At 37.3% G+C, this 23,137-nt stretch carries 19 protein-coding genes and 1 pseudogene; 18 read left to right on the top strand and 2 right to left on the bottom strand.

All coding sequences use genetic code 11. The features are described from left to right. The first annotated feature begins 261 nt into the window (after positions 1 to 261). From JFV29_RS14285 to JFV29_RS14240, 11 genes are all read left to right on the top strand, one after another. Positions 262 to 885, top strand: coding sequence for a TetR/AcrR family transcriptional regulator (locus JFV29_RS14285; protein WP_201184692.1), 624 nt, complete (start codon positions 262 to 264; stop codon positions 883 to 885). A 68-nt stretch (positions 886 to 953) separates the two neighbouring features. Further along, a complete protein-coding gene (locus tag JFV29_RS14280) occupies positions 954 to 1,838 on the top strand; it encodes an ABC transporter ATP-binding protein (RefSeq protein WP_201184690.1) in 885 nt (294 codons plus the stop codon). Between the two features lie 6 nt (positions 1,839 to 1,844). Continuing rightward, positions 1,845 to 2,642: an ABC transporter permease subunit gene (locus JFV29_RS14275; protein ID WP_201184688.1), complete on the top strand. Its 798-nt coding sequence runs from the start codon at positions 1,845 to 1,847 to the stop codon at positions 2,640 to 2,642. A 45-nt stretch (positions 2,643 to 2,687) separates the two neighbouring features. Beyond that, positions 2,688 to 3,485 (top strand): ABC transporter permease subunit, encoded by a 798-nt coding sequence (locus tag JFV29_RS14270; RefSeq protein ID WP_201184685.1) that lies wholly within the window; start codon positions 2,688 to 2,690, stop codon positions 3,483 to 3,485. Positions 3,486 to 4,421: 936 nt separating this feature from the next. After that, positions 4,422 to 5,168 (top strand): type I methionyl aminopeptidase, encoded by a 747-nt coding sequence (map, locus tag JFV29_RS14265; RefSeq protein ID WP_057215668.1) that lies wholly within the window; start codon positions 4,422 to 4,424, stop codon positions 5,166 to 5,168. Between the two features lie 263 nt (positions 5,169 to 5,431). Next, the gene (locus tag JFV29_RS31390; RefSeq protein ID WP_056522848.1) at positions 5,432 to 6,184 is read left to right on the top strand and encodes a helix-turn-helix transcriptional regulator; all 753 of its coding nucleotides are present in this window, start codon (positions 5,432 to 5,434) and stop codon (positions 6,182 to 6,184) included. Positions 6,185 to 6,338: 154 nt separating this feature from the next. Then, positions 6,339 to 7,586 (top strand): GTPase, encoded by a 1,248-nt coding sequence (locus JFV29_RS14255; protein WP_201184683.1) that lies wholly within the window; start codon positions 6,339 to 6,341, stop codon positions 7,584 to 7,586. 122 nt (positions 7,587 to 7,708) lie between these two features. Further along, a complete protein-coding gene (locus JFV29_RS14250) occupies positions 7,709 to 8,848 on the top strand; it encodes an acyl-CoA dehydrogenase family protein (protein WP_201184681.1) in 1,140 nt (379 codons plus the stop codon). Between the two features lie 262 nt (positions 8,849 to 9,110). Next, positions 9,111 to 9,524 carry a LytS/YhcK type 5TM receptor domain-containing protein gene (locus tag JFV29_RS30510; RefSeq protein WP_242486877.1) on the top strand — a complete coding sequence of 138 codons (414 nt, stop codon included), beginning with the start codon at positions 9,111 to 9,113 and terminating at the stop codon, positions 9,522 to 9,524. A gap of 113 nt (positions 9,525 to 9,637) precedes the next feature. Then, positions 9,638 to 10,390 (top strand): ATP-binding protein, encoded by a 753-nt coding sequence (locus JFV29_RS30505; RefSeq protein ID WP_342366561.1) that lies wholly within the window; start codon positions 9,638 to 9,640, stop codon positions 10,388 to 10,390. A 117-nt stretch (positions 10,391 to 10,507) separates the two neighbouring features. Continuing rightward, positions 10,508 to 12,496, top strand: coding sequence for an acetoacetate--CoA ligase (locus JFV29_RS14240; RefSeq protein WP_201184679.1), 1,989 nt, complete (start codon positions 10,508 to 10,510; stop codon positions 12,494 to 12,496). A gap of 539 nt (positions 12,497 to 13,035) precedes the next feature. On the opposite strand, the gene JFV29_RS14235 is transcribed toward JFV29_RS14240, so the two are convergent. Both JFV29_RS14235 and JFV29_RS14230 read right to left on the bottom strand, forming a co-directional pair. After that, positions 13,036 to 14,238, bottom strand: a complete 1,203-nt coding sequence (locus JFV29_RS14235) for an MFS transporter (protein WP_201184677.1) — start codon at positions 14,236 to 14,238, stop codon at positions 13,036 to 13,038. Positions 14,239 to 14,264: 26 nt separating this feature from the next. Further along, a complete protein-coding gene (locus tag JFV29_RS14230; protein ID WP_201184675.1) occupies positions 14,265 to 14,846 on the bottom strand; it encodes a TetR/AcrR family transcriptional regulator in 582 nt (193 codons plus the stop codon). A gap of 1,176 nt (positions 14,847 to 16,022) precedes the next feature. On the opposite strand from JFV29_RS14230, the gene JFV29_RS14225 reads away from it, so the two are divergent. From JFV29_RS14225 to JFV29_RS31105, 7 genes and pseudogenes are all read left to right on the top strand, one after another. Continuing rightward, positions 16,023 to 17,015, top strand: a complete 993-nt coding sequence (locus tag JFV29_RS14225) for a thiamine pyrophosphate-dependent dehydrogenase E1 component subunit alpha (RefSeq protein ID WP_201184673.1) — start codon at positions 16,023 to 16,025, stop codon at positions 17,013 to 17,015. A 21-nt stretch (positions 17,016 to 17,036) separates the two neighbouring features. Continuing rightward, complete coding sequence (locus tag JFV29_RS14220; RefSeq protein ID WP_053346095.1) at positions 17,037 to 18,071, top strand: alpha-ketoacid dehydrogenase subunit beta; 1,035 nt, start codon at positions 17,037 to 17,039, stop codon at positions 18,069 to 18,071. A gap of 102 nt (positions 18,072 to 18,173) precedes the next feature. After that, positions 18,174 to 19,403: a dihydrolipoamide acetyltransferase family protein gene (locus JFV29_RS14215; RefSeq protein WP_201184671.1), complete on the top strand. Its 1,230-nt coding sequence runs from the start codon at positions 18,174 to 18,176 to the stop codon at positions 19,401 to 19,403. A 17-nt stretch (positions 19,404 to 19,420) separates the two neighbouring features. Next, positions 19,421 to 20,802 (top strand): annotated as a pseudogene (lpdA, locus tag JFV29_RS14210) (dihydrolipoyl dehydrogenase). A 35-nt stretch (positions 20,803 to 20,837) separates the two neighbouring features. Then, positions 20,838 to 21,614, top strand: coding sequence for an acetoin reductase (locus JFV29_RS14205; RefSeq protein ID WP_201184669.1), 777 nt, complete (start codon positions 20,838 to 20,840; stop codon positions 21,612 to 21,614). Between the two features lie 266 nt (positions 21,615 to 21,880). Next, positions 21,881 to 22,471, top strand: coding sequence for a GAF domain-containing protein (locus tag JFV29_RS14195; RefSeq protein ID WP_201184665.1), 591 nt, complete (start codon positions 21,881 to 21,883; stop codon positions 22,469 to 22,471). Further along, a partial coding sequence (locus JFV29_RS31105; protein WP_201184663.1) for a sigma 54-interacting transcriptional regulator occupies positions 22,435 to 23,137 on the top strand: 703 nt, incomplete at its 3' end. The genes JFV29_RS14195 and JFV29_RS31105, both read left to right, overlap by 37 nt.

Here is a 23,137-nt window from a genome sequence, read left to right as displayed (position 1 = left end):
AAGAATGATTCAAATGAATATATTAAGAGCGTGTTTTTGATTAAAATCTTTTTCAAAACACGCTCTTTCTTTTTTCGTTTATAAAGGTTAATAGTATTAATTTGAGCAAACATTATTCAAAAGTTACAAATGCAACAATTTCATTTTTTTGTAAAAAATATAGCTTGAACAATATTGACCAGATAGGTCAACGATAGTACAATTTGATTGACTGATGTGGTCAACCGTAAATTTAGAATGAAAGAAAAGAGGGCTGCCCCTATGTTTTCAAAATTTTTGAACATGGATAAAGAAAAACAAGACCGTATAATAAATGCTGCGATAAAGGAATTTGCCCAGAAGGGATATGACAATGCATCCACCAATGAAATCGTCAAGGAAGCAGGAATATCAAAGGGGTTATTATTTCATTATTTTCAAAATAAAAAGCAATTATATTTATTCTTGTATGAACATATGATCGATATTCTAATGGATAAAATTATGGAAAAAATAAATTGGGAAGAAAAAGACATTTTTGTCCGCTATCGGCAAATCGCATTACTGAAAATTGAAATATATCAAATTTACCCTGAAATGTTAAATTTCGTTAAGTCGATCTATAAAGACTCCTCCCCTGCAGTTAAAATTGATATAAACAGCAGGGGGAAGGAATTGTTCGAAAGTTCCTTTAATAAATTATTTTCCGATATTGATCTTTCTAAATTTAAAAAAGGGATTGATATTAAAAAGGCGATCAACATTATTAATTGGACATTAGAAGGGTTTGCGTATCAAATGCAAGAAAAAGTATCGTCCCTATCCCTGGAGCAAATCGCTAGCGATAAGACAATAGCAGAAATGGAAGAATACTTGGAAATACTAAGGGATTCTTTGTACGAATAAGGTAGTGATCCATCATTTCTAAAATTGGTAATTCCGCATACCGATGAGAAAAAAGGGAGGAATAATAAATGAACGTAATAGAAATTAAAAATCTAACCAAAACTTACGGCAAATCAAGAGGAATATCCGATATTAGTTTTAATGTTGAACAGGGTGAAATTTTCGGGTTTATAGGACCGAATGGTGCCGGGAAGTCGACAACGATTCGCACATTATTATCGCTCATTTACCCAACGAGCGGCAGCGCCACTATTTTTGGGAAAGACTGTATTCGTTTTGCTCCAGAAATAAAAAAGGAAATTGGCTATTTACCATCAGAAGTTTTTTACTATGACAATATGAAAGTAAAGGAACTTTTAAATTACTCAGCCAGTTTTTATAAAAAGGATTGTAGTAAGAGAATCAAAGATTTAGCAAAAATAATGGACTTGGATCTCAATAAAAAAATTGATGACCTTTCTTTAGGAAACAAGAAAAAGGTCGGGATTGTTCAAGGGCTTCTCCATGAACCTAAACTTATTATTTTGGATGAACCCACGAGCGGGCTTGACCCATTAATGCAGCAAAAATTTTTTGAACTATTAGAGGAAGAGAATAAAAAAGGTGCTACGATTCTATTTTCGTCGCACATCCTCAGCGAGGTTCAAAGATTATGTAATCGAGTTGCCATCATTAAAGAAGGTAAAATCGTAACGGTAGAAAAGATTAGTACGTTACAGGAGAACAACTATAAAAAGTTTAAAATTGAGACGAAATCTGCCCTAGATAAGAATTATTTCCAAATCGGAGGGGTCAATAAATTAGAGGTTAACAATAACGTAATCAGCTTTTTATTTAGAGGTAATATCAATACAGTGATGAAAAGAATCGCGGAAATTGAAATCGCGAATCTATGGATCGAAGAGCCGGACCTTGAGGAGATCTTTATGCATTATTACGAAAAGGAGGCCTAAGAAACTATGAATATCTTTATGCATGAATTGAAGGCTTATCGAAAGTCTACGATCATATGGTCTCTATCGTTAATTGTGATCATCGTTATTTTCATGTCGATGTATTCCTCATTTGCAGAGGATGCAGAGGATTTTAAAAAAATATTGGAAAATTATCCGGCTGCGATAAGAAACGCACTTGGGTTTAATCAAGAAAATTTCTTTACTATTATAGGATTCTATAGCTTCCCATTATCGTTCATTACTCTTTGCGCAGCAATCCAGGCAATGAATCTCGGCACTTCTATTGTCAGCAAGGAAGTCCTTGCAAAAACAGCGGACTTTTTGTTAACGAAGCCTGTTACCCGTACTAAAATTTTGACAGCCAAGTTATTGGCAGCTTTTGTTTCGATTGTCATGACGAATATCGTTTATTTCGCGGCAGCTAGCTTTGTGGCATTACAAGTCAAGACTGATGAGTTTAGCTTGAAAATTTTCTTTTTGCTGTCGCTTACAATTTTTTTCATTCAACTCCTATTCTTAGCCTTGGGGATCATCATTTCTGTTATTGTCCAAAGGATCAAATCCGTGCTGACCGTCTCGCTTGCCACTGTCTTTGTTTTCTACTTTGTGGGAATGTTCAGTGATACGACAGGTGATGAAGTGAAACGTTATATTTCCCCGTTTAAATATTTCGACGCGGCTTATATCATTAAACATTCCAGCTATGAAGCAACATTTTTGATTGTTGGTGCAGTTATTATCATTCTTGCCATAGCAGCTAGTTATGTCGTCTATAACAAGAAGGATATACATGCTGTTTAAGAATGCTTGCTTTACTTGTGGAACGCTATATGGAGGAGTTGGGTCATGAATATATTTTTAAAAGAAATGAAGTATCATCGAAAATCGCTCATATTTTGGAGCATCGGTATCTTCCTTATGGTGACATCAGGAATGACTAAATATGAAGCATATTCGTCATCGGGGCAATCGATAAATGATTTGATCGCAGATATTCCAAAATCGCTGCGGGCTGTATTGGGTTTCAGTGATTTAGATTTAACGAAGGCCAGCGGCTACTATGGAATGCTTTTTCTCTATTTATTATTAATGGCAACCATTCATGCGGTAATGCTTGGAGCAACCATTATTGCTAAAGAAGAACGGGATAAAACATCCGAGTTTTTATTCGTCAAACCAGTATCTAGAAGTAAAGTCATTACAAATAAGCTATTGGCAGCATTCACTAATATCGTAATCTTTAATCTCGCAACATTCGTTTCGTCCATTATTCTTTTAGGGAAATACAGCGATGGTGAGGCGGTTAATGGTGAAATAGCCATATTAATGGCGGCAATGTTCTTTTTGCAGGTCTTGTTCATGGTCATCGGCAGCGCACTTGCTGCTGTAAAAAAGAAGCCAAAAACGGCTGCATCTGTAGCGGCTGGAATCCTTTTACTAACGTATTTGTTATCAATCGTTATTGATTTGAATGAGAACCTTGAAGGCTTAAGATATCTTACACCATTTAAATATTTTGAAGCGAAAAATGTAATGTATGGCGGCGGTTTGGATGTAATATTTGTAGTAATTTCACTAATATTGATTCTAACACTTTTGGTCGTAACCTATGTTTTTTATAAAAAAAGAGATTTGAATGTTTAGTACAAAGACCGTAATTTTCGGTCTTTTTTCATGGAAATAAAAAGCAACAATGAAATGTAAAATAGCCTATTAAATAAAACTTTTGAAAGCAAACAGCTAAAAGATTTATAAAAAATTCAACTATTATTACTCAGGATTTGTAAATATTTAAATCCTTGAGCTTTATTCCAGAAAAGGGCGCTTTTATGAAGTAACTAAAGCCTAATAAATAAATAGTGATGGCTGGAGTTAGTATAGTTTCATGAACACATTTTAGTTAAGTCCTTACAATGATAAAAAAATCATATAACGAAGATTCTTTTAAAAGAAATTAGATTCCTATAGATTCCACAGCTACAATGTGTGAGTTACAAGTTACTCATTCAGGAAAACAGAAAAAGGTCATTTATATATGTATGTGGAGACAGTAGCATCCCTAAAGATGAGGATAAACTGCGGCAGTAATAATGAAAAATGCTTTGGACAATACCAAGCGAAGTGTGGTAAATCAAAAACTAAATAAGGTACTTGTTAATATCTACTTTAATATGTTTTCATCTGAATCAATTTTTAAGCCTATTGAATCAGAAGAGCAAGAAGTAAAAAAGTATGAGTAGGTAGGCTCATTTCCATGCACTTGCACATTATATCAATGAGCAAGGATTTACAGGAATGACTTTATAGAAGCACAGTGCACCTACTGGTCAGCAAAGATAGCCAGAAACTAGCGGAGTTTGCGTCTTTTAATGAAAGTTGTCAAAAGGTAAACGATGATAAAACGTTTTATATTTGTGAGAATTACGTTTGTTACAAGCCGATTACGGATACAGAAATGGCGATCAATTTATTAACCCGGTAATTTTACCGGGTTTTTGGTTGCTTTTTATATAAAAAAAGGCATATGATAAATAAGGAGAGTCTCAATCAGAAAAGATATTAAACGAAAGAGGATTTTAAATGATTACAATAAAAAGTGAACGAGAAATACATTTGATGCATGAAGCAGGAAAGCTTCTTGCTGCGACGCATAGAGAAATCGCTAAAATGATTAAGCCGGGCATTACAACTTGGGAAATTGAAGAGTTTGTCGACAAATATCTAGCAGAGCACGGTGCAACGCCGGAACAAAAGGGCTATAATGGCTACAAATATGCAACTTGTGCATCTGTGAATGATGTAATTTGCCATGGTTTCCCGCAAAAGAAAGCCTTGAAAGAGGGAGACATCGTAACGATTGATATGGTTGTGAATCTTAATGGTGGATTGGCGGATTCAGCGTGGACCTATGCAGTTGGTGAGGTTTCCGAGGAAGCTCAACGTTTGATGGATGTAACAAAAAATGCACTTTATAGAGGCATTGAAGTTGCCCGGGCAGGCAATCGCCTTGGTGACATTGGACATGCGATTCAATCTTATGCAGAAGGCGAAAAATTTTCTGTAGTCCGTGATTTCACAGGACACGGCATTGGTAAAACAATGCATGAAGACCCTACTGTTTTACATTATGGTAAACCAGGTAAAGGTGCTCGTCTGAAAGAAGGAATGGTCATAACAATCGAGCCAATGTTGAATGCAGGAACATGGCATATGAAAATGGACCAAGACGGCTGGACCGCTAGAACAACGGACGGCAAACTTTCCGCTCAATATGAACATACTCTTGTTATTACAAAAGAAGCTCCGATTATTTTAACGGAACAATAAGAGTATTTAAAAAAGCAACGGCCTAATAATTGGTCGTTGCTTTTTTTATGTCGTAAATATCATTATTTATTTGAAAGAATAACTCGACAGAATATTCAGAATTCTATTCAACCAATAATAGATGAAATCCCAAACTATAGTACTAAGTGGATTAGGCATTAAAAACTTTACTATTATGTGGTAGCACAGGATAATAAGGGGAGGACGAAGAAATATTTATTCTAACGAGTTAACTGATACACAATATAAAGGAGGTTTTGACAGTGAAGAAAGGGGAAAAACTGTCTACAACGGTAGAATCGGTTGGTTTAAGTCAGAGAGAATTTTTAACGATTTTTTTACTGCATTCTTTAACAGTAAAAACAAATTATCCAAGGGCGATTCATCAGGACCTGAAAAATACGTTTACTGGAAAAGTGCATAGCTATGACTACTTATGTAAGATTTCTAATACTCTTGTCGAATCCGGCCATTTATCATTATACACGAACAAGGGAAGAAATTATTATCAAATAACGGAAAAAGGGAAAGAACTTTATAAATGGTACCAGGAGAATTTTCTAGAACGCTTTTCTGAAGTGAAAAATGTCATTGACCGCTTTATGTTCGATTTAAAAGGATCTGGTGAAAACCCTCCGGTTGTGAACGAACTTCCTGAGGAATACCGATCTTATTTCTCGAAAATAATATCCGTAAAGGACTTAGTCCGTTATGTCACATTGAAGGCGGCTTTCAAAAAGAAGCCCATTTATATGGGGGAAATAGGGGACCTGCTTAAAAATCAGTTCGGTTGGATTGCTTCTAACGGGTATTTATACGATTTATCACATGAAATGGAAGAGACCGGCCTGCTTGTTGGCAGATGGGAAAGTGAAAAACGAACAAAACGTTATTTACGAATTACGGATGAAGGACAACATCATTACAAACAGATTGCTGATTCAGCCGCATATCAAGTACAAGAAATTCAAAAATACATGGCCAGTGTGGTTATGTTTCTAAAAGATAAATCCTGACTGAGAAATGAACAATTCGCTCCAGTTCTAGTTTCCTGAAGAACAGATAAATCCCCTTTAGCTGATGTAATGGGATGGTTCGATGAACATGCTTAAGTTGAACCAATCAGGGGTAAATATTATATAAAACAGTTCTTATCAAGGGGGAATTCACATGGTAGAGAAACACGATGAAATGGGCAGTTTGTTTACGTTTATTAAAGGTCAGGTAAATAAATTACCTATTTCAGAATCGAAAAAGAACAAAATGCTCGATCAGCTTTTGAAGCTTAAAACGATGACGGTCGATGCGAGGGAACCGCGGATTGCTCTTGTTGGGAGGCGCGGTTCAGGGAAGTCATCACTGATTAATGCAATGTTTGGCCAAGAACGGCAATACGTTAGCTCCGTTAAATCTGGAACTGGTAAAGGTAAATGGCTTTGGTATCCGAGTGATTCTCAACCTAAAATTCGTCTGCTGGACTCTCGTGGATTGGGTGAGAGTGAGACTCCTACGGAAGACTATGAAGAAGAGACACCAATGGATGAATTAATTAAAGCGGTGACTGAGGAACAGCCGGATGTGTTTCTTTTCTTAATCAAAGCAAAAGAAACGGATTCTCGGATTGAAGAGGATTTACAAGAGTTAAGTAAATTGAGGAAAATTGTGAAAGATAAACATCATTATGATGTGCCAGTAATCTGTGTTATCACCCAGGTAGATGAATTAGATCCGCCACATTATAAACAAGTACCTTTTGATGCCCACCCTAAGAAAAAACAGCATATTGATGAGGCCATCGGTTTAATGGCTAAGCGGTTTAAAGAAAGTGAAATCCCACTATTAAACATCATTCCAATTTGTTCATATATTGATTTTGATGAAAAGGGAATAATTGAATATGACATGCGCTGGAATATAGATTTGCTTTCTGATTACTTAATTGAGGCCTTACCCAGTGAAGCGAAACTAAAGACTGCAAAGGCGATACAGAGCCAATTCGTTAAGAAAAAATTTGCGCGGACTATCGTAGGTACGTTCACGGCCATTGCCAGTCTAATCGGTGCCGAGCCAATCCCTTTTGCTGATTTTCCAATATTGACTGGTATCCAAGGACTGATGATTGTTGTGATTGGTTTTATCGCAGATAAAGATATCAATACGAAAACTGCCAGTGAATTCATCACAGCTTTAGGAATTAACGTCGGAATTGGTTTGCTTGTCAGGGAAGGTGTTCGAGCTGCAGTTCGATTCATTCCAGGTGCTGGTCTTGCTGTTTCAGGTGCGGTAGCGGGAGCTGTTACTTATGGTATTGGTCAAGCTGCCATTGCATATTTCATAGAAAATAAAGATATGAATCAAGCGAAAGAAGCTTATAAGAATGCTAATAAACAATATAAAAATGAAGACATTAACTCTTAATGTACAGATTCAAACTGTAATCACCACTAAAGTGATATGATAAAGGTGAGTTCTAGCAGATGCTGATTCTCTTGCTAGATGGTATAGGATATTGTTTTACATATATAGAAGGGATGATCTTCATGTCGTTTTTTCAATCAGCAGAGCAAAAAGAATATATACAAAAATTAGAGGCGGCGATTAAGTCTTTTTCCGGACGATCTGAAAATCTTGATGAATCAAAAGGCTTTCCTTTTGAAAACATTCAGGAATTAAAGGATTTCGGATATCCTAAATTAACGCTAGCAAAAGAGTATGGAGGTAATGGTGGATCCTTGTATGATTTCCTCCTTAGCCAGGAGAAAATAGCTGAGTATTGTGGTCCAACTGCTTTAGGAATCGGCTGGCATGTAGGAACGGTACTTTCTCTGACTGAAAAAAGACCATGGGAAAAAGAGGTTATGGACGAATTGTTTGATGAAGTGTCCAAAGGTGCCCTCATCAACACGGCAGCATCAGAGGCAGGAACAGGAAGTCCGACCCGTGGAGGACGTCCTGAAACGACAGCTATCAAGAAAGGTAATCAATGGGTATTGAATGGCAGAAAAACCTTTACGACCCTATCACCTGTCCTAGATATTTTCCTTGTTACAGCCTGGGTACCTCACGATGAGCAACTTGGCACCTTTTTGGTTCATCGAAACATAAAAGGGATAAGTATAGAAGAAACATGGGATATGATTTCTATGCAGGGTACAGGAAGTCATGATTTAGTGTTAAATGAAGTCATCCTTCCAGATAAGTATTATGTCATGCAAAGCAAACCTGGCAAGAAGAAACCTGAATCATGGCTGTTACATATACCAGCCTGCTATTTAGGAATCGCGATGGCTGCAAGAAATTATGCAGTCGAATTTGCGAAAACTTATTCACCAAATAGCCTGCCGGGACCAATTCGAGATCTTCCTAATGTTCAAAGAATGATTGGAGAAATTGAACTGGAATTAAGTGAAGCACGCCATTTTCTCTATTCTGTCGCGGAAAAATGGGAAACACAAACTGAAAATCATGATGAATTATCGAAAGAGCTGGGTGCGGTTAAGTTATCAGTCGTAAACAAATCAATATCTATCGTTGATAAAGCGATGAGGGTCGTTGGGGCCAAAAGCTTACAACGGACGAACCCATTGCAACGTTATTACAGAGATGTACGTGCGGGACTTCATAATCCTCCAATGGACGATGCAACGATTACTATGCTCGCAAAAGCAGCTCTTTATTAAAGAATTATATTTGTGCTGCACTGAAATGACTGTTTCAGTGCTTTTTTTTTGTCTTTTTTGAGAAGTTCTCACCTATTCATTTTTTAGACTGAATCGACCGCTTCTTGTTTCGTATTCTATTATGTACTTCAGTGTTTTGCGCTTTTCTTTATTGAAAATTACTCAATAATTTTACTAGATTAAAATTCCCTAACTTGTTATGATTTATATGCATTTCAAAATTTTCGCAAAACATTGAAAGTTCGGTGTAGATATGAATCTTATGACCAAAGATTTACTGATTAACTTTTTATTAATTCTTCTTCCCATCTTTTTATTGCAAATGGTGTATCTAGTGAAATACGTGTACCGTTTAGATGCATTAAAAGGATGGTTCTTAGCCATTTTTCCTATTCTTTCACTTGTTCTATGTATGTTATTTCCAGTAGTAATAGAAGAACACTTTGTTTGGGATCTCCGATGGATTCCATTTCTTTTAGGTGGTTTATATGGAGGTTATCGATTAAGTTTTTTATTAATAGCTATCACTCTTATTATTCGATATTTGTCGGGGGGAGAAAATGGATTTTATATTTCATGCATCACTTTTCCATTAATTGGTATTTCAATATCTTTTCTTTCTAAATACTATTTACAAATGTCTGTATTCAAAAAAATATCGTTGGTATTTTATTAATCTTTATTGTTCAGATTCTTACACAGTTTATTGCAACACAAATATTTGGAATCAATATAGGTATAAGTTTATGGAAACAATACTTTATAATCCAAGTCGTTGGCATTGTTATTGTGATTATTCTGTGGGAGGCCATCCTTGCGAATTTTCAGATTTTAGAAAAATTAGCAAAAGCAGAAAAGTTACAAATCGTAAGTCACCTTGCTGCAAGTATTTCACATGAAGTTCGTAATCCCCTAACAGTAACTAGAGGATATATTCAAATGTTACAAGAGGAAGTTTCTTCGCAAACAAAGGTAAAGTATGCAAATATCGCTTTGAGGGAATTAGATCGAGCTACAGAAGTCATTAATGATTATTTAACGTTTGCAGCAACAACCCCTGAAAATAAAGAACACTTAAGAGTGTCCGATGAGATTCAGCATGCGGTAAATATTATTAAGCCCTTGGCAAACATGAATGGAATAGACATAAAATTATCGCTTTTGGAAGATGACGCTTATTATATCATAGGAGAAAGAAAAAAATTTCAACAGTGCTTGTTTAATATTTTAAAAAACGGCATCGAATCGATGCAAGTTAATGGTGAACTATACATACATTTAATCCATCACGCCCCAACAACAACTCTCCAAATTAAGATTCAAGATAAAGGCGTTGGCATGACAAAAGAACAAATAAGCCGCTTAGGTGAGCCTTATTTTACGACAAAAGAAAAAGGGACAGGACTAGGTATGATGGTTTCTTATAGTATTATTAAAAGTATGAATGGAACTATTAGTGTGTCAAGTGTGAAAGGGAAAGGAACTTGCTTCTGTATTAAACTTCCTATTCATAGAAACGAAAGTGATAGATTAAAGAATTAATCCATCCTAAGTTTGAGTGAATTGACGGTTTTGAGAGAATACTTTATCATTTAATTAAACTACCAATTATATGAAATAATTCAATAATGCATTTGATGCCAAAGGGAGATGATTTAAATGAAAACGCTTGCAGATGGACAAATCATTTGGGAACCGAGTAAAGAACAAATCGATCAGACGGTATTGAGTCATTACGTGAATTGGTTAAAGGAAAAGAAAGGTTTGGCGTTTCATAATTATCATGAGCTATGGAAATGGTCGGTTTATGAGCTAGAGAACTTCTGGGCGTCAATATGGGATTTTTGTGAAGTAAAAGCTGAAAGAAAATATGACAAGGTTTTAGCAGATAATTCGATGCCGGGTGCAAAGTGGTTTGAAGGATCGAGACTCAATTATGCAGAGAATGCATTATCGAATGATCAAGAAGATAAAACGGCGATTTTTTTCCGTTCCGAGCATATCAAGAAGCAAGAGGTAAGCTGGAAAGAGCTGAAAGAAAAAGTTGCCTCTGTCGCTCATTCATTAAGGAAACTTGGTGTGAAATCGGGTGACCGTGTTGTGGCCTATATGCCAAATATCCCTGAAACCGTCATAGCGTTCTTGGCAACAGCAAGTATAGGCGCCATCTGGTCGAGTTGTTCACCCGACTTCGGGGCAAGAAGTGTCATTGACCGCTTTAAGCAAATTGAACCGGTTGTTTTACTTGCAATTGACGGGTATCAGTATAATGGGAACGTGTATGATAAAACCTCAGTTGTTTCGCAGCTGCAAAAGGAAATAGCCACTATCAAGCATACAGTGTTGATTCCGTACATAGATAAAACGAACTTTGAGGTAAATCTGAAGAAAATAATTCCATGGTCAACCCTTCTAAACGAATCAGCGGATCTATCTTTTGAAAGTGTTCCATTCGATCACCCGCTTTGGATCCTCTATTCATCAGGTACAACCGGAATGCCAAAACCGATTGTACAGGGGCATGGTGGCATTTTATTGGAGCATTTTAAATCCACACGATTGCATCAAAGTATGACTTCCGAAGATACCGTTTTCTGGTTCACAACGACAGGTTGGATGATGTGGAACCTGCTAATGGGTGGTTTGCTTAATGGAGCGACAATAGTTCTTTATGACGGTAGTCCTTCCTTCCCTAACATGGATACTCTTTGGGAATTGGCTGAAGATACAGGCATGACATTCTTTGGAACAAGTGCCCCTTTTCTAACGAATTCTATGAAATTAGGAATCAAGCCAATGGAAAAATATAATCTATCGAAATTGAAAGCTCTTTTTTCTACAGGAGCTCCTTTATCAGGTGACGGATACAAGTGGGTATATGGAAATGTTAAAAAGGATATCTGGCTCAGTTCATCGAGTGGCGGAACAGATGTCTGTGCCGGATTTGTAGGAGGTGTGCCTACATTACCCGTTCGAATTGGCGAAATACAGGGACGGGCATTAGGTGTTCATGTCGAAGCCTTTGATGAACAAGGCCAATCTTTAATTAATGATGTCGGAGAACTGGTCATTACCAAACCGATGCCATCCATGCCGCTTTATTTCTGGAATGACAAAGATGGGATAAGATACTACGAGAGTTATTTTGATACGTATCCTGGTATTTGGAAACATGGTGATTGGATAAAAATTGACGATAAAGGCAGTTGTATCATTTATGGACGTTCCGATTCGACGATTAATCGTTCTGGAGTACGTATGGGTACAAGTGATATTTACCGGGTTGTTGAAGCGATTGAAGAGGTAATGGAAAGTCTTGTAATTGATAGAGAAGTGCTAGGGCGTGGTTCTTCCTTACTGATGTTTGTTGTTCTTAAGTCTGGCAACAGTCTAGACCCTACCCTGAAAGCAAAAATTAAGGAACAAATTAGAGGGAATGTTTCTCCTCGTTTTATCCCAGACCAAATTTATGTCATTGAGCAAATACCAAAAACATTGAACGGAAAGAAAATGGAAGTTCCGATTCGCAAAGTACTATTAGGTTTTGAGTTTGATAAGGTAGTGAATCCAGACTCTATGGGCAATCCTGAATCGCTTCAATTTTTCAAAGATTTAGCATTTGAATTAAATGAGGAAAAAATATTCTAAGAATACTGTGGCTTTAAAATAGAGTCGTGATGTTTAAAAAATGTTCCGATGAAGAGTGGTTAGATAAGATATCCTGTTTAATGCAGGATATTTTTTATTTAACGAAAGTAGTAGGTTGGTGAAAAAAGAGGGAAGTAACTTTTTTCTTAGAAGACAAGGTAGGATAGAGACAACGGAAGAGAAAAATTTGTTATCCATAAGATTGATGAAGAAGTCTCTTTGAGATTATTAAATGAAGATGACGCAGAAGGATTTTATATATAAAAAATGGCTCGGTTGGCTCGACAGCGGGAGAAGCTAAAAGGGTAAAGAAGTACCTAAAACACGTTTTAAATCTACATTCTGACTCAACGGATATTTATTAGTAGATAAGATCAAAACCCCTTGTTCAATATGGACAAAGGGTTTTGATACAAATAAAAGTATAACTTTTCGAGTTAGAAAAATTGTCAATCTCCACAAGGAAAGCTACTTTGTATGATCATCGCAGGAAAAAACCTGGGTTTTTGATTGTTCAAAGGCTCCCTGTGCTTTTCTAATTATTTCGCTAAGCTTTCTGCCAATCGGTTTTCTTTCCAAATGACTGTAATACCGAGGCCAATGACGATAATGACAGCAGCGAAAAGATAAGGATAGTGGATGTTTATGTCAAATAGTAATCCTCCCATAGATGGCCCGGCGATATTCCCTAAGCTCGTATAGGTTGAGTTCATTCCAGCAACAAATCCTTGCTCTTTCCCGGCAGCTTTTGATAAAAATGTCGTCAATGCCGGACGAAGCAAGTCAAATGCAAGGAAGATGAAGCAAGTTACCACAAGAACTGCCAAAAAGCTAGAGATCATAGTGGACGCTACCGCAAAAATTGCACCGACGATTAAACATAATTGGATAAGCTTTTTTTCGCCGAGGATATCTACCAGTTTTCCAAACATAAATACTTGCACAACAACTCCGAAAATAGAGCTTATTGTAATGATAATTGCAATATCCTTCGGCGTGAAGCCGAATTTATGATCAGAAAATAGGCTAAAAACAGTTTCATAGGCCGATAAACCAAAAGCGAGTACAAATACAATGATGAACGCAATAAAGTAAAGTGGATTAAGTGATCTTTTTAAATCACCAATAAAGTTTGTTTGCTTTGTATTAGCAGAAACTTTTGCAAGCTGTTCCTTTGTCATCGGCTCTTTTAAAATGAATATTGATGAAAGGCATGCTAAAAAAGCAATGGCCGCTGCCAGGAAGAAGGGTAAGCGTATACCAAATTCTGCAATAAAGCCACCGATCCCAGGTCCTATTATAAAGCCCAAGCTAATGGCGGCTGAAATATAGCCCATTGCTTTTGGCCTTTCTTGAACAGATGTAATATCTGCAACATATGCAGTAACACCTGGCATAATAAAGGCGGCACTGATTCCCCCTAGGATCCTTGATAAATAAAACACGGATACGTTCGTGCCTACACCAAAGATAAGTTCTGAAACACCAAAAAGGAATAATCCGATAATGATGATTTTCTTTCTGCCGTAACGGTCAACCCAACGACCCGCGAATGGTGACATAACAAGCTGTGATACCGCAAATACAGCAACAAGATAGCCCATCGTACTTCCTGATAAATGCATGATATTCATAAATGACGGCATAACGGGGATAATGAGTCCAATTCCCAGAAAAGCAATGAATATATTGCTTAGAAGAATAATTAATACCGCCTTTTGTTCTTTTATTGTTTTCTCCATGTATCAACACCTCCTTTCTTTATGAATCATTGATGTGAAATACCTCTCCAAAATACTGTCCAAGAGGCTTCTAATTTATCCTTCAGCCGCTTCTCATCATTGCCATATACAAGCTCCAGCAAAATAGAATCGACTACTCCTAAGAAGGCAAAGGTCGGCGTTTTTGATACATCTCCGACTATTACTTTAGCATCGATCCAATCCTGAAATTTACTTTCCAGTATCACCTGCACCTTATCTTCTATATCGATTACTTCCTTTTCGATTGCTTTCGCAAGATGTGCTGGCGGAAAAAAAGACATACGTAGCCAAAACTTTAACTGCTCATTTTTTTGGAAAAGATCGATTACCAATTGTAGAAATCCGTATAAATCTGATTTAGGATTTTGTGAATCAATTTCACTGAAATATTGGAGTTTTGAAGATAATTCAGTCTCTTTAGCATCACGTAAAACTTGTAGAAAAAGATCATCCTTTCCTTTAAAATGTGCGTAAATGGATTGCTTTTTCATGCCGACTTCTTCAGCTATTAGAGAAAGGGATGCTCCTTCATAACCATGAATTGTAAAATATTTTAGAGCTGCCTCCTTAATTTCATTGCTTTTCAATAAAATCACCTCGAATCTAACGAACGTTCGTCAGTTATATTAGCAAATTTAATAAACATAAGCAAGTGGAAAATATATTTAGATATCTAAACAAATAATTTAATGTTAAATACTTTAGTAATAATAAATATTGTAATACAGATTATTATGTCAGGTATCGACTTACATAACCAAACGGGCCCTATCTGTTATATAGTGCAGCGCGGTAATGCAGAACGATCTTCCACCTAACAGGTGGATTTACTTCTATTACAGGGTTGCTACGCAACTTTTTTTATAAGTTGAGGTAATTTACTTATTATAGGAATCTGAACGATACTGAGAAATATGTTACAAAAGCAACTTAAATATCAACTTTTGAATAGCGACGAACTAAGTATTTGCTTTGGTCTGACTAGACAATTTGAATTTGATAGTAGATGTCTACCGTTATCGCCACTGCCTCTTACCAAAGAGGTAGAACGATAGGTATTTATTTCTTTGCAATATCCAGAAATACTTATCCAAAAAAAGCGTACGAAGAATTTAATAATTCAGTTTTACCCGCCATGGATTCAAGAACAAACAACAAAATCAGATACAGCAATTTTAGGTATAGAAGAATTAATAATCGAACGGAATGAAAAAAAACATATATTTCATAATGTGAGATTTCTATAATAACCATCTAAAGGTAGGTGGAAGCGACGTCTTCTACAACTTAACGGTGCTTTACTTCAATATCAGGAGCAGGTCAGCAGCACTTTTATGGAACTAACGGGGGCTTTAGCAGAAGAAGGTTCAATGAAATAATCAAACTTTTTTCAAAATGGAGTCTTTGTGTTAACAACCAAATAAGGTTACTTTTTATCAAACTTTATTACAAAGCTACAAATACAGGCGGAGCAAAATGGATCCGTCTTTTTTTGTCCCCATCTCTATTAGTTTTTGAACTGCTATTTAATAGTACCTATCAATTTTGCATGCTAAATCATGTTACATACATTCTATATAAAAAATTCTAAAACCACCTTTATCATTTTTCTTTTAAAACGAGACAAAACGAGACAACTATCTCATTTTGTCTCGTTTTGTTTCTCTAGAAAATAGATAAATTCCTAATATAGCGAATTTCCATTTTGGCACGTAAATTGCACTATATATTATTGACTCATTATTAAGATTGGGGGCTGGAATATGGAAACGATTCAAATTAAAGAAATTCAGTTATCACAGGACAAGGCTTATTGGATGTACAAAAAAATGCTTGAGATTAGAAAATTCGAAGACCAAGTTCATGAATCATTTGCTAAGGGAATCTTACCAGGATTTGTTCATTTGTATGCTGGGGAGGAAGCGGTGGCAGTAGGCGTGTGTGCCCACCTTACAGAAAAGGACAGCATTACAAGCACTCATCGGGGTCATGGTCACTGTATAGCTAAAGAATGCGACCTAAATGGAATGATGGCCGAAATCTACGGGAAAGTAACAGGTCTTTGTAAAGGAAAAGGCGGTTCCATGCATATAGCCGATTTAGATAAAGGAATGTTAGGCGCAAACGGTATTGTCGGAGGAGGCTTTCCACTTGCTTGTGGTGCAGCATTAACTGCCAAGTATAAAAAAACTGATCATGTAAGTGTATGTTTTTTTGGAGATGGTGCTAATAATCACGGCACTTTTCATGAAGGGATCAATCTTGCGGCTATTTGGAATCTTCCTGTTGTTTTTATTGCTGAAAACAATGGTTATGGTGAAGCCACACCTTTTAATTATGCTTCTAGCTGCAAAACAATAGCCGATCGTGCGATAAGCTACAATATCCCGGGAGTTCGAGTGGATGGGAAGGATGTAATTGCTGTTTATCAGGCAGCAGAAGAAGCAGTTCAAAGAGCTCGCAGAGGAGAAGGTCCTTCATTAATAGAATGCGTAACCTATAGAAATTATGGACACTTCGAGGGCGATGCTCAGAAATATAAAAAAGAACAAGACAAGAAAGAACATAAACAAGAAAAAGATGCTATTGCTCAATTTAGAAAATACTTACTGAATCAGAATCTGTTAGCTGAAACTGAATTGGTTTCCCTCGAGAATTCAGTTGAAGAGGCAATTAAACAAGCTGTTAAGTTTAGTGAAGAAAGCCCATATCCAGAGGCTTCCGATTTATTAAACGATGTTTATGTTTCTTATTAAACAATAAAAGGAGGAATTGAGATGAGTAGAAAAATCAGTATGTCACAAGCAATAAATGAAGCAATGGCGCTCGCAATGAGAAAAGATGAAAATGTCATTCTTATGGGAGAGGATGTAGCCGGCGGAGCAGAAGTTGATCATCTTCAAGATGACGAAGCATGGGGTGGTGTTTTAGGGGTTACAAAAGGATTAGTGCAAGAATTTGGTCGTGACCGGATTTTAGATACACCGATTGCCGAAGCAGGGTATATGGGAGCCGCTATGGCAGCAGCTTCTACGGGATTACGTCCGATTGCAGAGTTAATGTTTAACGATTTTATTGGGAGTTGTTTAGATGAGGTTTTAAATCAAGGGGCCAAGTTCCGTTATATGTTTGGAGGAAAAGCGCAAGTTCCTGTTACGATTCGTACGATGCATGGCGCAGGATTTAGGGCAGCAGCTCAGCATTCGCAAAGCTTATATGCCTTGTTTACAAGTATTCCGGGACTGAAAGTAGTTGTCCCCTCTTCCCCTTATGATGCAAAAGGGCTGTTACTCTCAGCTATCGAGGATAATGATCCAGTAATCTTTTTTGAAGATAAAACGCTATATAACATGGTAGGTGAGGTACCAGAAGGTTATTATACGATTCCAATCGGAAAAGCAGAAATAAAACGGTCTGGTTCAGATTTAACCATCGTTGCTATCGGTAAACAAGTTCATACGGCAATGGATGCTGCTGAACAACTTGCTGGTAGAGGCATTGAAGTTGAAATTGTTGATCCAAGGAGCTTGTCACCGCTGGATGAAGAATCGATTCTTTCCTCCGTCGCAAAAACAAACCGTCTTATTGTGATGGATGAAGCAAATCCAAGGTGCAGCGTGGCCACAGATATTGCAGCATTGGTCGCGGATAAAGGATTTGATACGCTTGATGCGCCAATAAAAAGAATTACTGCACCACATACGCCGGTACCTTTTTCTCCACCACTAGAAGATATCTATCTACCTACACCAGAGAAAGTAATTAAAGTTGTATCAGAATTGTTAGGAGAACCATCTATTCTTAGGGTGTAAGTAAAAATGAAAAAGGCTCCACCTTTTTGGCATTGATCCTCGAAAGTTGGAGCCTGAAACCAATGATAGGCAAAGAAACAAAGCTGAAGGGAGAAAAAAGACATGGCTGTTGAAGTAGTAATGCCGAAATTAGGCATGGCAATGAAAGAAGGTACTGTTTCGGAATGGAGTAAGGGAGTCGGCGATACTGTAGAAAAGGGCGAAGCAATAGCCAGCATTAATTCTGAGAAAATAGAAATGGATATCGAGTCGCCGTCAGAAGGTACGATACTAAACATAGCTGTACCAGAAGGACAAGGCGTCCCTCCTGGAACTGTTATCTGTTATATCGGAAATCCGAATGAAAACGTATTGGTTTATGAGCCTGTTGCTGAAGAAATCAAGCCGGAAAACCACAAAAAAGAAACACAGAAAAATCCAGATCTACCTAATTTGCCAATTAGTAAAAATGTGGATCGTGTGATGATTACCCCTGTTGCACGTAAAATGGCACAGGCCGCTAATCTTGATATTGAGAAAATTCAAGGCACTGGACCGGGTGGAAGAATTACTAAAGATGATGTACAGAAAGCAATTAAGAGACCTGAATCAAAGCCTGAAAATAAAGAAGATAGTATCTTAATCCCTGCGCAATCTATAGAGAAAACACAGGAGATTCCTGTAAACGGAATGCGGAAAATTATTGCCACACGTATGCAGGATAGCTTACAAAGTAGTGCTCAATTAACTCTTACGATGAAGGCAGATGTAACCGCTTTAATCAAATTGCAAAGACAAGCTACAGAAATTATTCAAAAACATGATGATAGTAAACTGACGGTCACAGACTTTGTTGCCAAAGCTGTCGTCCATTCATTAAAAGATCACCCTAAAATGAACAGTGCTTATGTAGAAGATAAAATCCATTTATTTGAGCATGTACATCTTGGATTAGCTGTTGCCTTGGAAAAGGGGTTAGTTGTTCCAGTTATAAGAAATGCGGATGTCTGTACACTAAAGCAGTTATCGAAGAAAGGAAAGGAACTAGCTAAGCTTGCTCGTGAAGGTCAATTGCCATCTGAAGAAATGAATGGCTCTACTTTTACGATCAGCAATTTGGGAGCATACGGTGTAGAACACTTCACGCCGATTTTAAATACCCCGGAAACAGGAATTCTTGGAATTGGCTCTGCTTATGATACTCCGCTCTTTATTGAAGATACGTTGGAAAGAAGAACTATTTTGCCACTCAGTTTAACCTTTGATCATCGTGTCTTAGATGGGGCTCCTGCTTCTGCCTTTTTACAAACAATAAAAAGATATTTAGAAGAGCCAATGACTATGCTTTTATAGAAAAAGGAGGAAATCTCTTGAATCGTATAGCAATTATCGGAGGAGGTCCTGCTGGGTATGTAGCGGCAATTACTGCTGCCCAGCAGGGAAAAGAAGTGATACTGGTTGTCGATGGGCCACTTGGAGGAACCTGTTTAAACGAAGGATGCATGCCAACGAAGTCTTTGTTAGAAAGTGCTGATACGTATGAGTTGGTGAAAAATGCAGGTGAATTGGGAATCCGTCTCCCATCTAACTCAATTGATATCGATTGGGAAGTGGTGCAGAAACGAAAGAAAGCTATTGTGTCGACACTTGTCCAAGGCGTTCATTGTTTAATGAAAAAAATAATATAAAAGTAATTCAAGGAAGAGCTTCTTTAATAACGAACCACCAACTTCGGATAGAAAATGACAATAAATATGAAGAGATTGAAGCTAGTAAAATCATTATTTCTACAGGTTCCGAACCGATTCCATTGCCATTTGCACCGTTCGATGGTAAATGGATCATCCATAGTGGCCAAGCCATGTCACTCCCTTCTATTCCTACTTCACTTTTGATTATTGGAGGCGGAGTCATTGGATGCGAGTTTGCAAGTATTTATAGCCGGATGGGCACTAAGGTTACAATCGTTGAGATGGGTGAAAAGCTGCTCCCAGGGGAAGATGAAGATATCTCAGCCGTCCTACATAAAGAATTGGAAAGCCAAGGGGTAATAATCCATGCCTCCACATCTGTCAAAGACATGAATACTAATAATAAGATAGTATTTTTAGATAAAGGTGATGGCAGTATTGACGAAGTTCATGCCGATTACGTACTTGTTTCAATAGGGAGAAAGCCTAGAGTAAACGGAATGGACCTAGAGCGGAATGGTATTGATTTTTCCAAACATGGTATTTCTGTAAATAATCAAATGCAAACAAGTAATTCTTCAATATATGCCTGTGGTGATGTGATTGGTGGAATCCAACTTGCACATGTAGCTTTTCATGAGGGAAGAGTAGCTGCTCTGAATGCCTGTGGACACGAGACTAAAGTAAATTATCGAGCAATTCCTCGATGTATTTATACTTCCCCTGAGATTGCTAGCGTAGGATTGACGGAAACAGAAGCAAGAAATAAATATGGTGATATTAAAGTTGGAGAATTTCCTTTTTCCGCAAATGGAAAAGCTCTTATTTCTAACAAACAGATTGGAAAGGTCAAAGTCGTAGTAGATCCTCAATTTAATGAGATACTGGGGTTTTCCATCGTTGGCCCACACGCGACAGAAATAATTGGTCAAGGAACGGTCATGCTCCATGCGGAAATTACGACTGATATTATGGAAGATCTAATAGCAGCGCACCCAACCTTGTCGGAGTGCATACATGAGGCATTATTAAGCGTTAGTGGCCAAGCAGTGCATACTTAAATGAACTGAATCCTATTGAATTGGGGGTATTTTGTATGGTTATTAGTCATCGAACAGCGATTGTCACTGGTTCAGGTCGTGGAATTGGACGTGCGATTGCATTGAGACTAGCTCAAGATGGATTGAATGTGGTGATTAACGACGTCAATTTGGATAGCGCCGAATCGGTCGTAAACGAAATTAAGGAACTTGGACGTGAAAGCTTTGCAGTGAAAGCTGATGTAAGTAAAAGAAATGAAGTATTCAATATGGTTGATCAAGTTGTGGATCATTTTGGACAACTTGATGTTATGGTTTCAAATGCAGGAATTGCCCAAATTAAACCATTGCTTGAAGTGACTCAGGAAGACCTTGAACAGATTTTTAGTATAAATGTAAATGGTGTGCTTTTTTGTCTGCAAGCGGCTGCTGAGCAAATGAAAAAGCAAGAAGGCGGGAAAATTATTAGTGCTGCCAGTATAGCTAGTTACAAAGGGTTTAGCCTACTAGGAACTTACTCAGCAACTAAATTTGCCGTTAGAGGCATTACACAAGCGGCAGCACAAGAATTGGCTCAGTTTGGAATTACGTTAAATGCATACTGTCCAGGTATCGTCGGTACACAAATGTGGGATCTTATCGATGAAAAAATGGGTCAATATATGAATCTGGGAAAAGGAGAAGCATTTAAAAAGTTTTCGGATTCTATTACCTTGGGACGACCTGAGACCCCAGAAGATGTTGCGAAGTTTGTATCGTATCTCGCCTCACGAGATTCTGACTATATGACAGGACAATCTATCATGATTGATGGAGGCGTCATTTTTTCATAAAAACAAGCATTATAGGAATAGGAATCGCATAAATGATTAATAAGTAAGCTTCACGTGAATGATCATGTGAAGCTTTTATTGTGAAGTTTTTGTTAATTGCAATCAAAATATTGTAAGCGTATACATAATCTACTATAATAAAGTGGACCTCGATTAACATCCTTTTTATTACTCCACGGTATTATTTCTCTTGATTGAAAAGACATGCTCTTATTTTTCAAATGAATGTTGAAAATGTTTAAACCAGATGATTAGAGGAGGATTATATGTTATCCACTAGTTGTTATTTACGTACATGGGAACGTTTTATTAGTGAGGGGGTTCTCGATTCAAATCGCTTGGACAAGCGAATTAAGGAATCTTGGCATCGCTGTAAAAAAGAACAAGTCAATCCGTATCTAAATAAAGGTAATCATGTGTTAACAAATGATTTATTGAACGTTCAAAGAGAAAAAAACTCCGTACTTCTAGATGTAGCATCGCCCCAATTAACAAGAATGAACCAAGCGATTAAAGAGTCTGGAATGATGGCTTTATTAGTAGACCCTGATGGATATGTTCTTTCCCTATCTGGAAACGAAAAAATTCTGGATGAAGCAGGTAAAATAAATTTTGTGGAAGGCGTACGCTGGACGGAGGGTGAAGTCGGAACAAACGCTATTGGAACTGCTTTGAAAACGGGGGAGGCAGTAATGATTCAAGGAACTGAACATTACTCTATTGCCTCACATAAATGGAGTTGTTCTGCAATGCCTATTTTTAATGAAGATAGGATGTTAATGGGCGTTTTAGATATCCGGTTGAATATTTTCATCCATCTATGCTTGGTATGGTTGCCACTTTGGCGTATACGATAGAACAAGAGATGGCGGTTCGCTCCTATAAAAGAGAGTTGGCACTAACTCAGCAATCTATTGAACTAGCAGAAGCTTATCCAGACCGCCCCTTTATTGTTTGTAATCATAAAGAAATCATCATTTCAGCCAGCAAACAAGTTCGTCAAAAAATTTCTCAATCTATTGGAATGAGACTGTCTGATTTTTTAAACTTTGGATACCAAATTGAAAAGGAAACTCTTCTTATTTCTACAGAAGATAAAAGGGTATCAGGAAAGTGTTTATTTTTATCAGAAGGTCTTAGTCATACCCAAAATAGGCTTTTTCCAACTTCTTCGCCATCTAAGTTGTTTAATTTCAAGGGTGAAATGGGTATTAGTGAAGCGTTTCAAAACACATTACATAAAGTAAAGCTTGTTGCACCAACCGAAGCTAATGTGTATATATCTGGTGAAACAGGGGTTGGAAAAGAGCTTGTTGCTATGTCTATTCACGAAAATAGTCCTCGAAAAAAAGGACCGTTTATTACCATAAATTGCGGAGCCATCCCCAAAGATTTAATGGAGAGTGAATTATTTGGTTATGTCGAAGGCGCATTTACAGGGGCTAAGCGTCAAGGGCATAAAGGGAAATTTGAGCAGGCTAATGGAGGGACCATTTTTCTCGATGAAATTGGTGAAATCCCAC

This window comes from Peribacillus sp. TH16, assembly GCF_016651095.1.
GTDB classification, from domain to species: Bacteria; Bacillota; Bacilli; order Bacillales; family DSM-1321; genus Peribacillus; species Peribacillus butanolivorans.
Note: the sequence above shows the minus strand (reverse complement) of the source record. Positions and strands in the feature narration are given on the sequence as shown.

Coding starts and splice junctions, on each gene's coding strand:
- JFV29_RS14280 (WP_201184690.1), top strand. CDS start 954: ATGAACGTAATAGAAATTAAAAATCTAACCAAAACTTACGGCAAATCA.
- JFV29_RS14275 (WP_201184688.1), top strand. CDS start 1,845: ATGAATATCTTTATGCATGAATTGAAGGCTTATCGAAAGTCTACGATC.
- JFV29_RS14235 (WP_201184677.1), bottom strand. CDS start 14,238: ATGGAGAAAACAATAAAAGAACAAAAGGCGGTATTAATTATTCTTCTA.
- JFV29_RS14285 (WP_201184692.1), top strand. CDS start 262: ATGTTTTCAAAATTTTTGAACATGGATAAAGAAAAACAAGACCGTATA.
- JFV29_RS14220 (WP_053346095.1), top strand. CDS start 17,037: ATGAGTAGAAAAATCAGTATGTCACAAGCAATAAATGAAGCAATGGCG.
- JFV29_RS14215 (WP_201184671.1), top strand. CDS start 18,174: ATGGCTGTTGAAGTAGTAATGCCGAAATTAGGCATGGCAATGAAAGAA.
- JFV29_RS14255 (WP_201184683.1), top strand. CDS start 6,339: ATGGTAGAGAAACACGATGAAATGGGCAGTTTGTTTACGTTTATTAAA.
- JFV29_RS14225 (WP_201184673.1), top strand. CDS start 16,023: ATGGAAACGATTCAAATTAAAGAAATTCAGTTATCACAGGACAAGGCT.
- JFV29_RS14240 (WP_201184679.1), top strand. CDS start 10,508: ATGAAAACGCTTGCAGATGGACAAATCATTTGGGAACCGAGTAAAGAA.
- JFV29_RS14270 (WP_201184685.1), top strand. CDS start 2,688: ATGAATATATTTTTAAAAGAAATGAAGTATCATCGAAAATCGCTCATA.
- map (WP_057215668.1), top strand. CDS start 4,422: ATGATTACAATAAAAAGTGAACGAGAAATACATTTGATGCATGAAGCA.
- JFV29_RS14250 (WP_201184681.1), top strand. CDS start 7,709: ATGTCGTTTTTTCAATCAGCAGAGCAAAAAGAATATATACAAAAATTA.
- JFV29_RS30510 (WP_242486877.1), top strand. CDS start 9,111: ATGACCAAAGATTTACTGATTAACTTTTTATTAATTCTTCTTCCCATC.
- JFV29_RS14195 (WP_201184665.1), top strand. CDS start 21,881: ATGTTATCCACTAGTTGTTATTTACGTACATGGGAACGTTTTATTAGT.
- JFV29_RS14205 (WP_201184669.1), top strand. CDS start 20,838: ATGGTTATTAGTCATCGAACAGCGATTGTCACTGGTTCAGGTCGTGGA.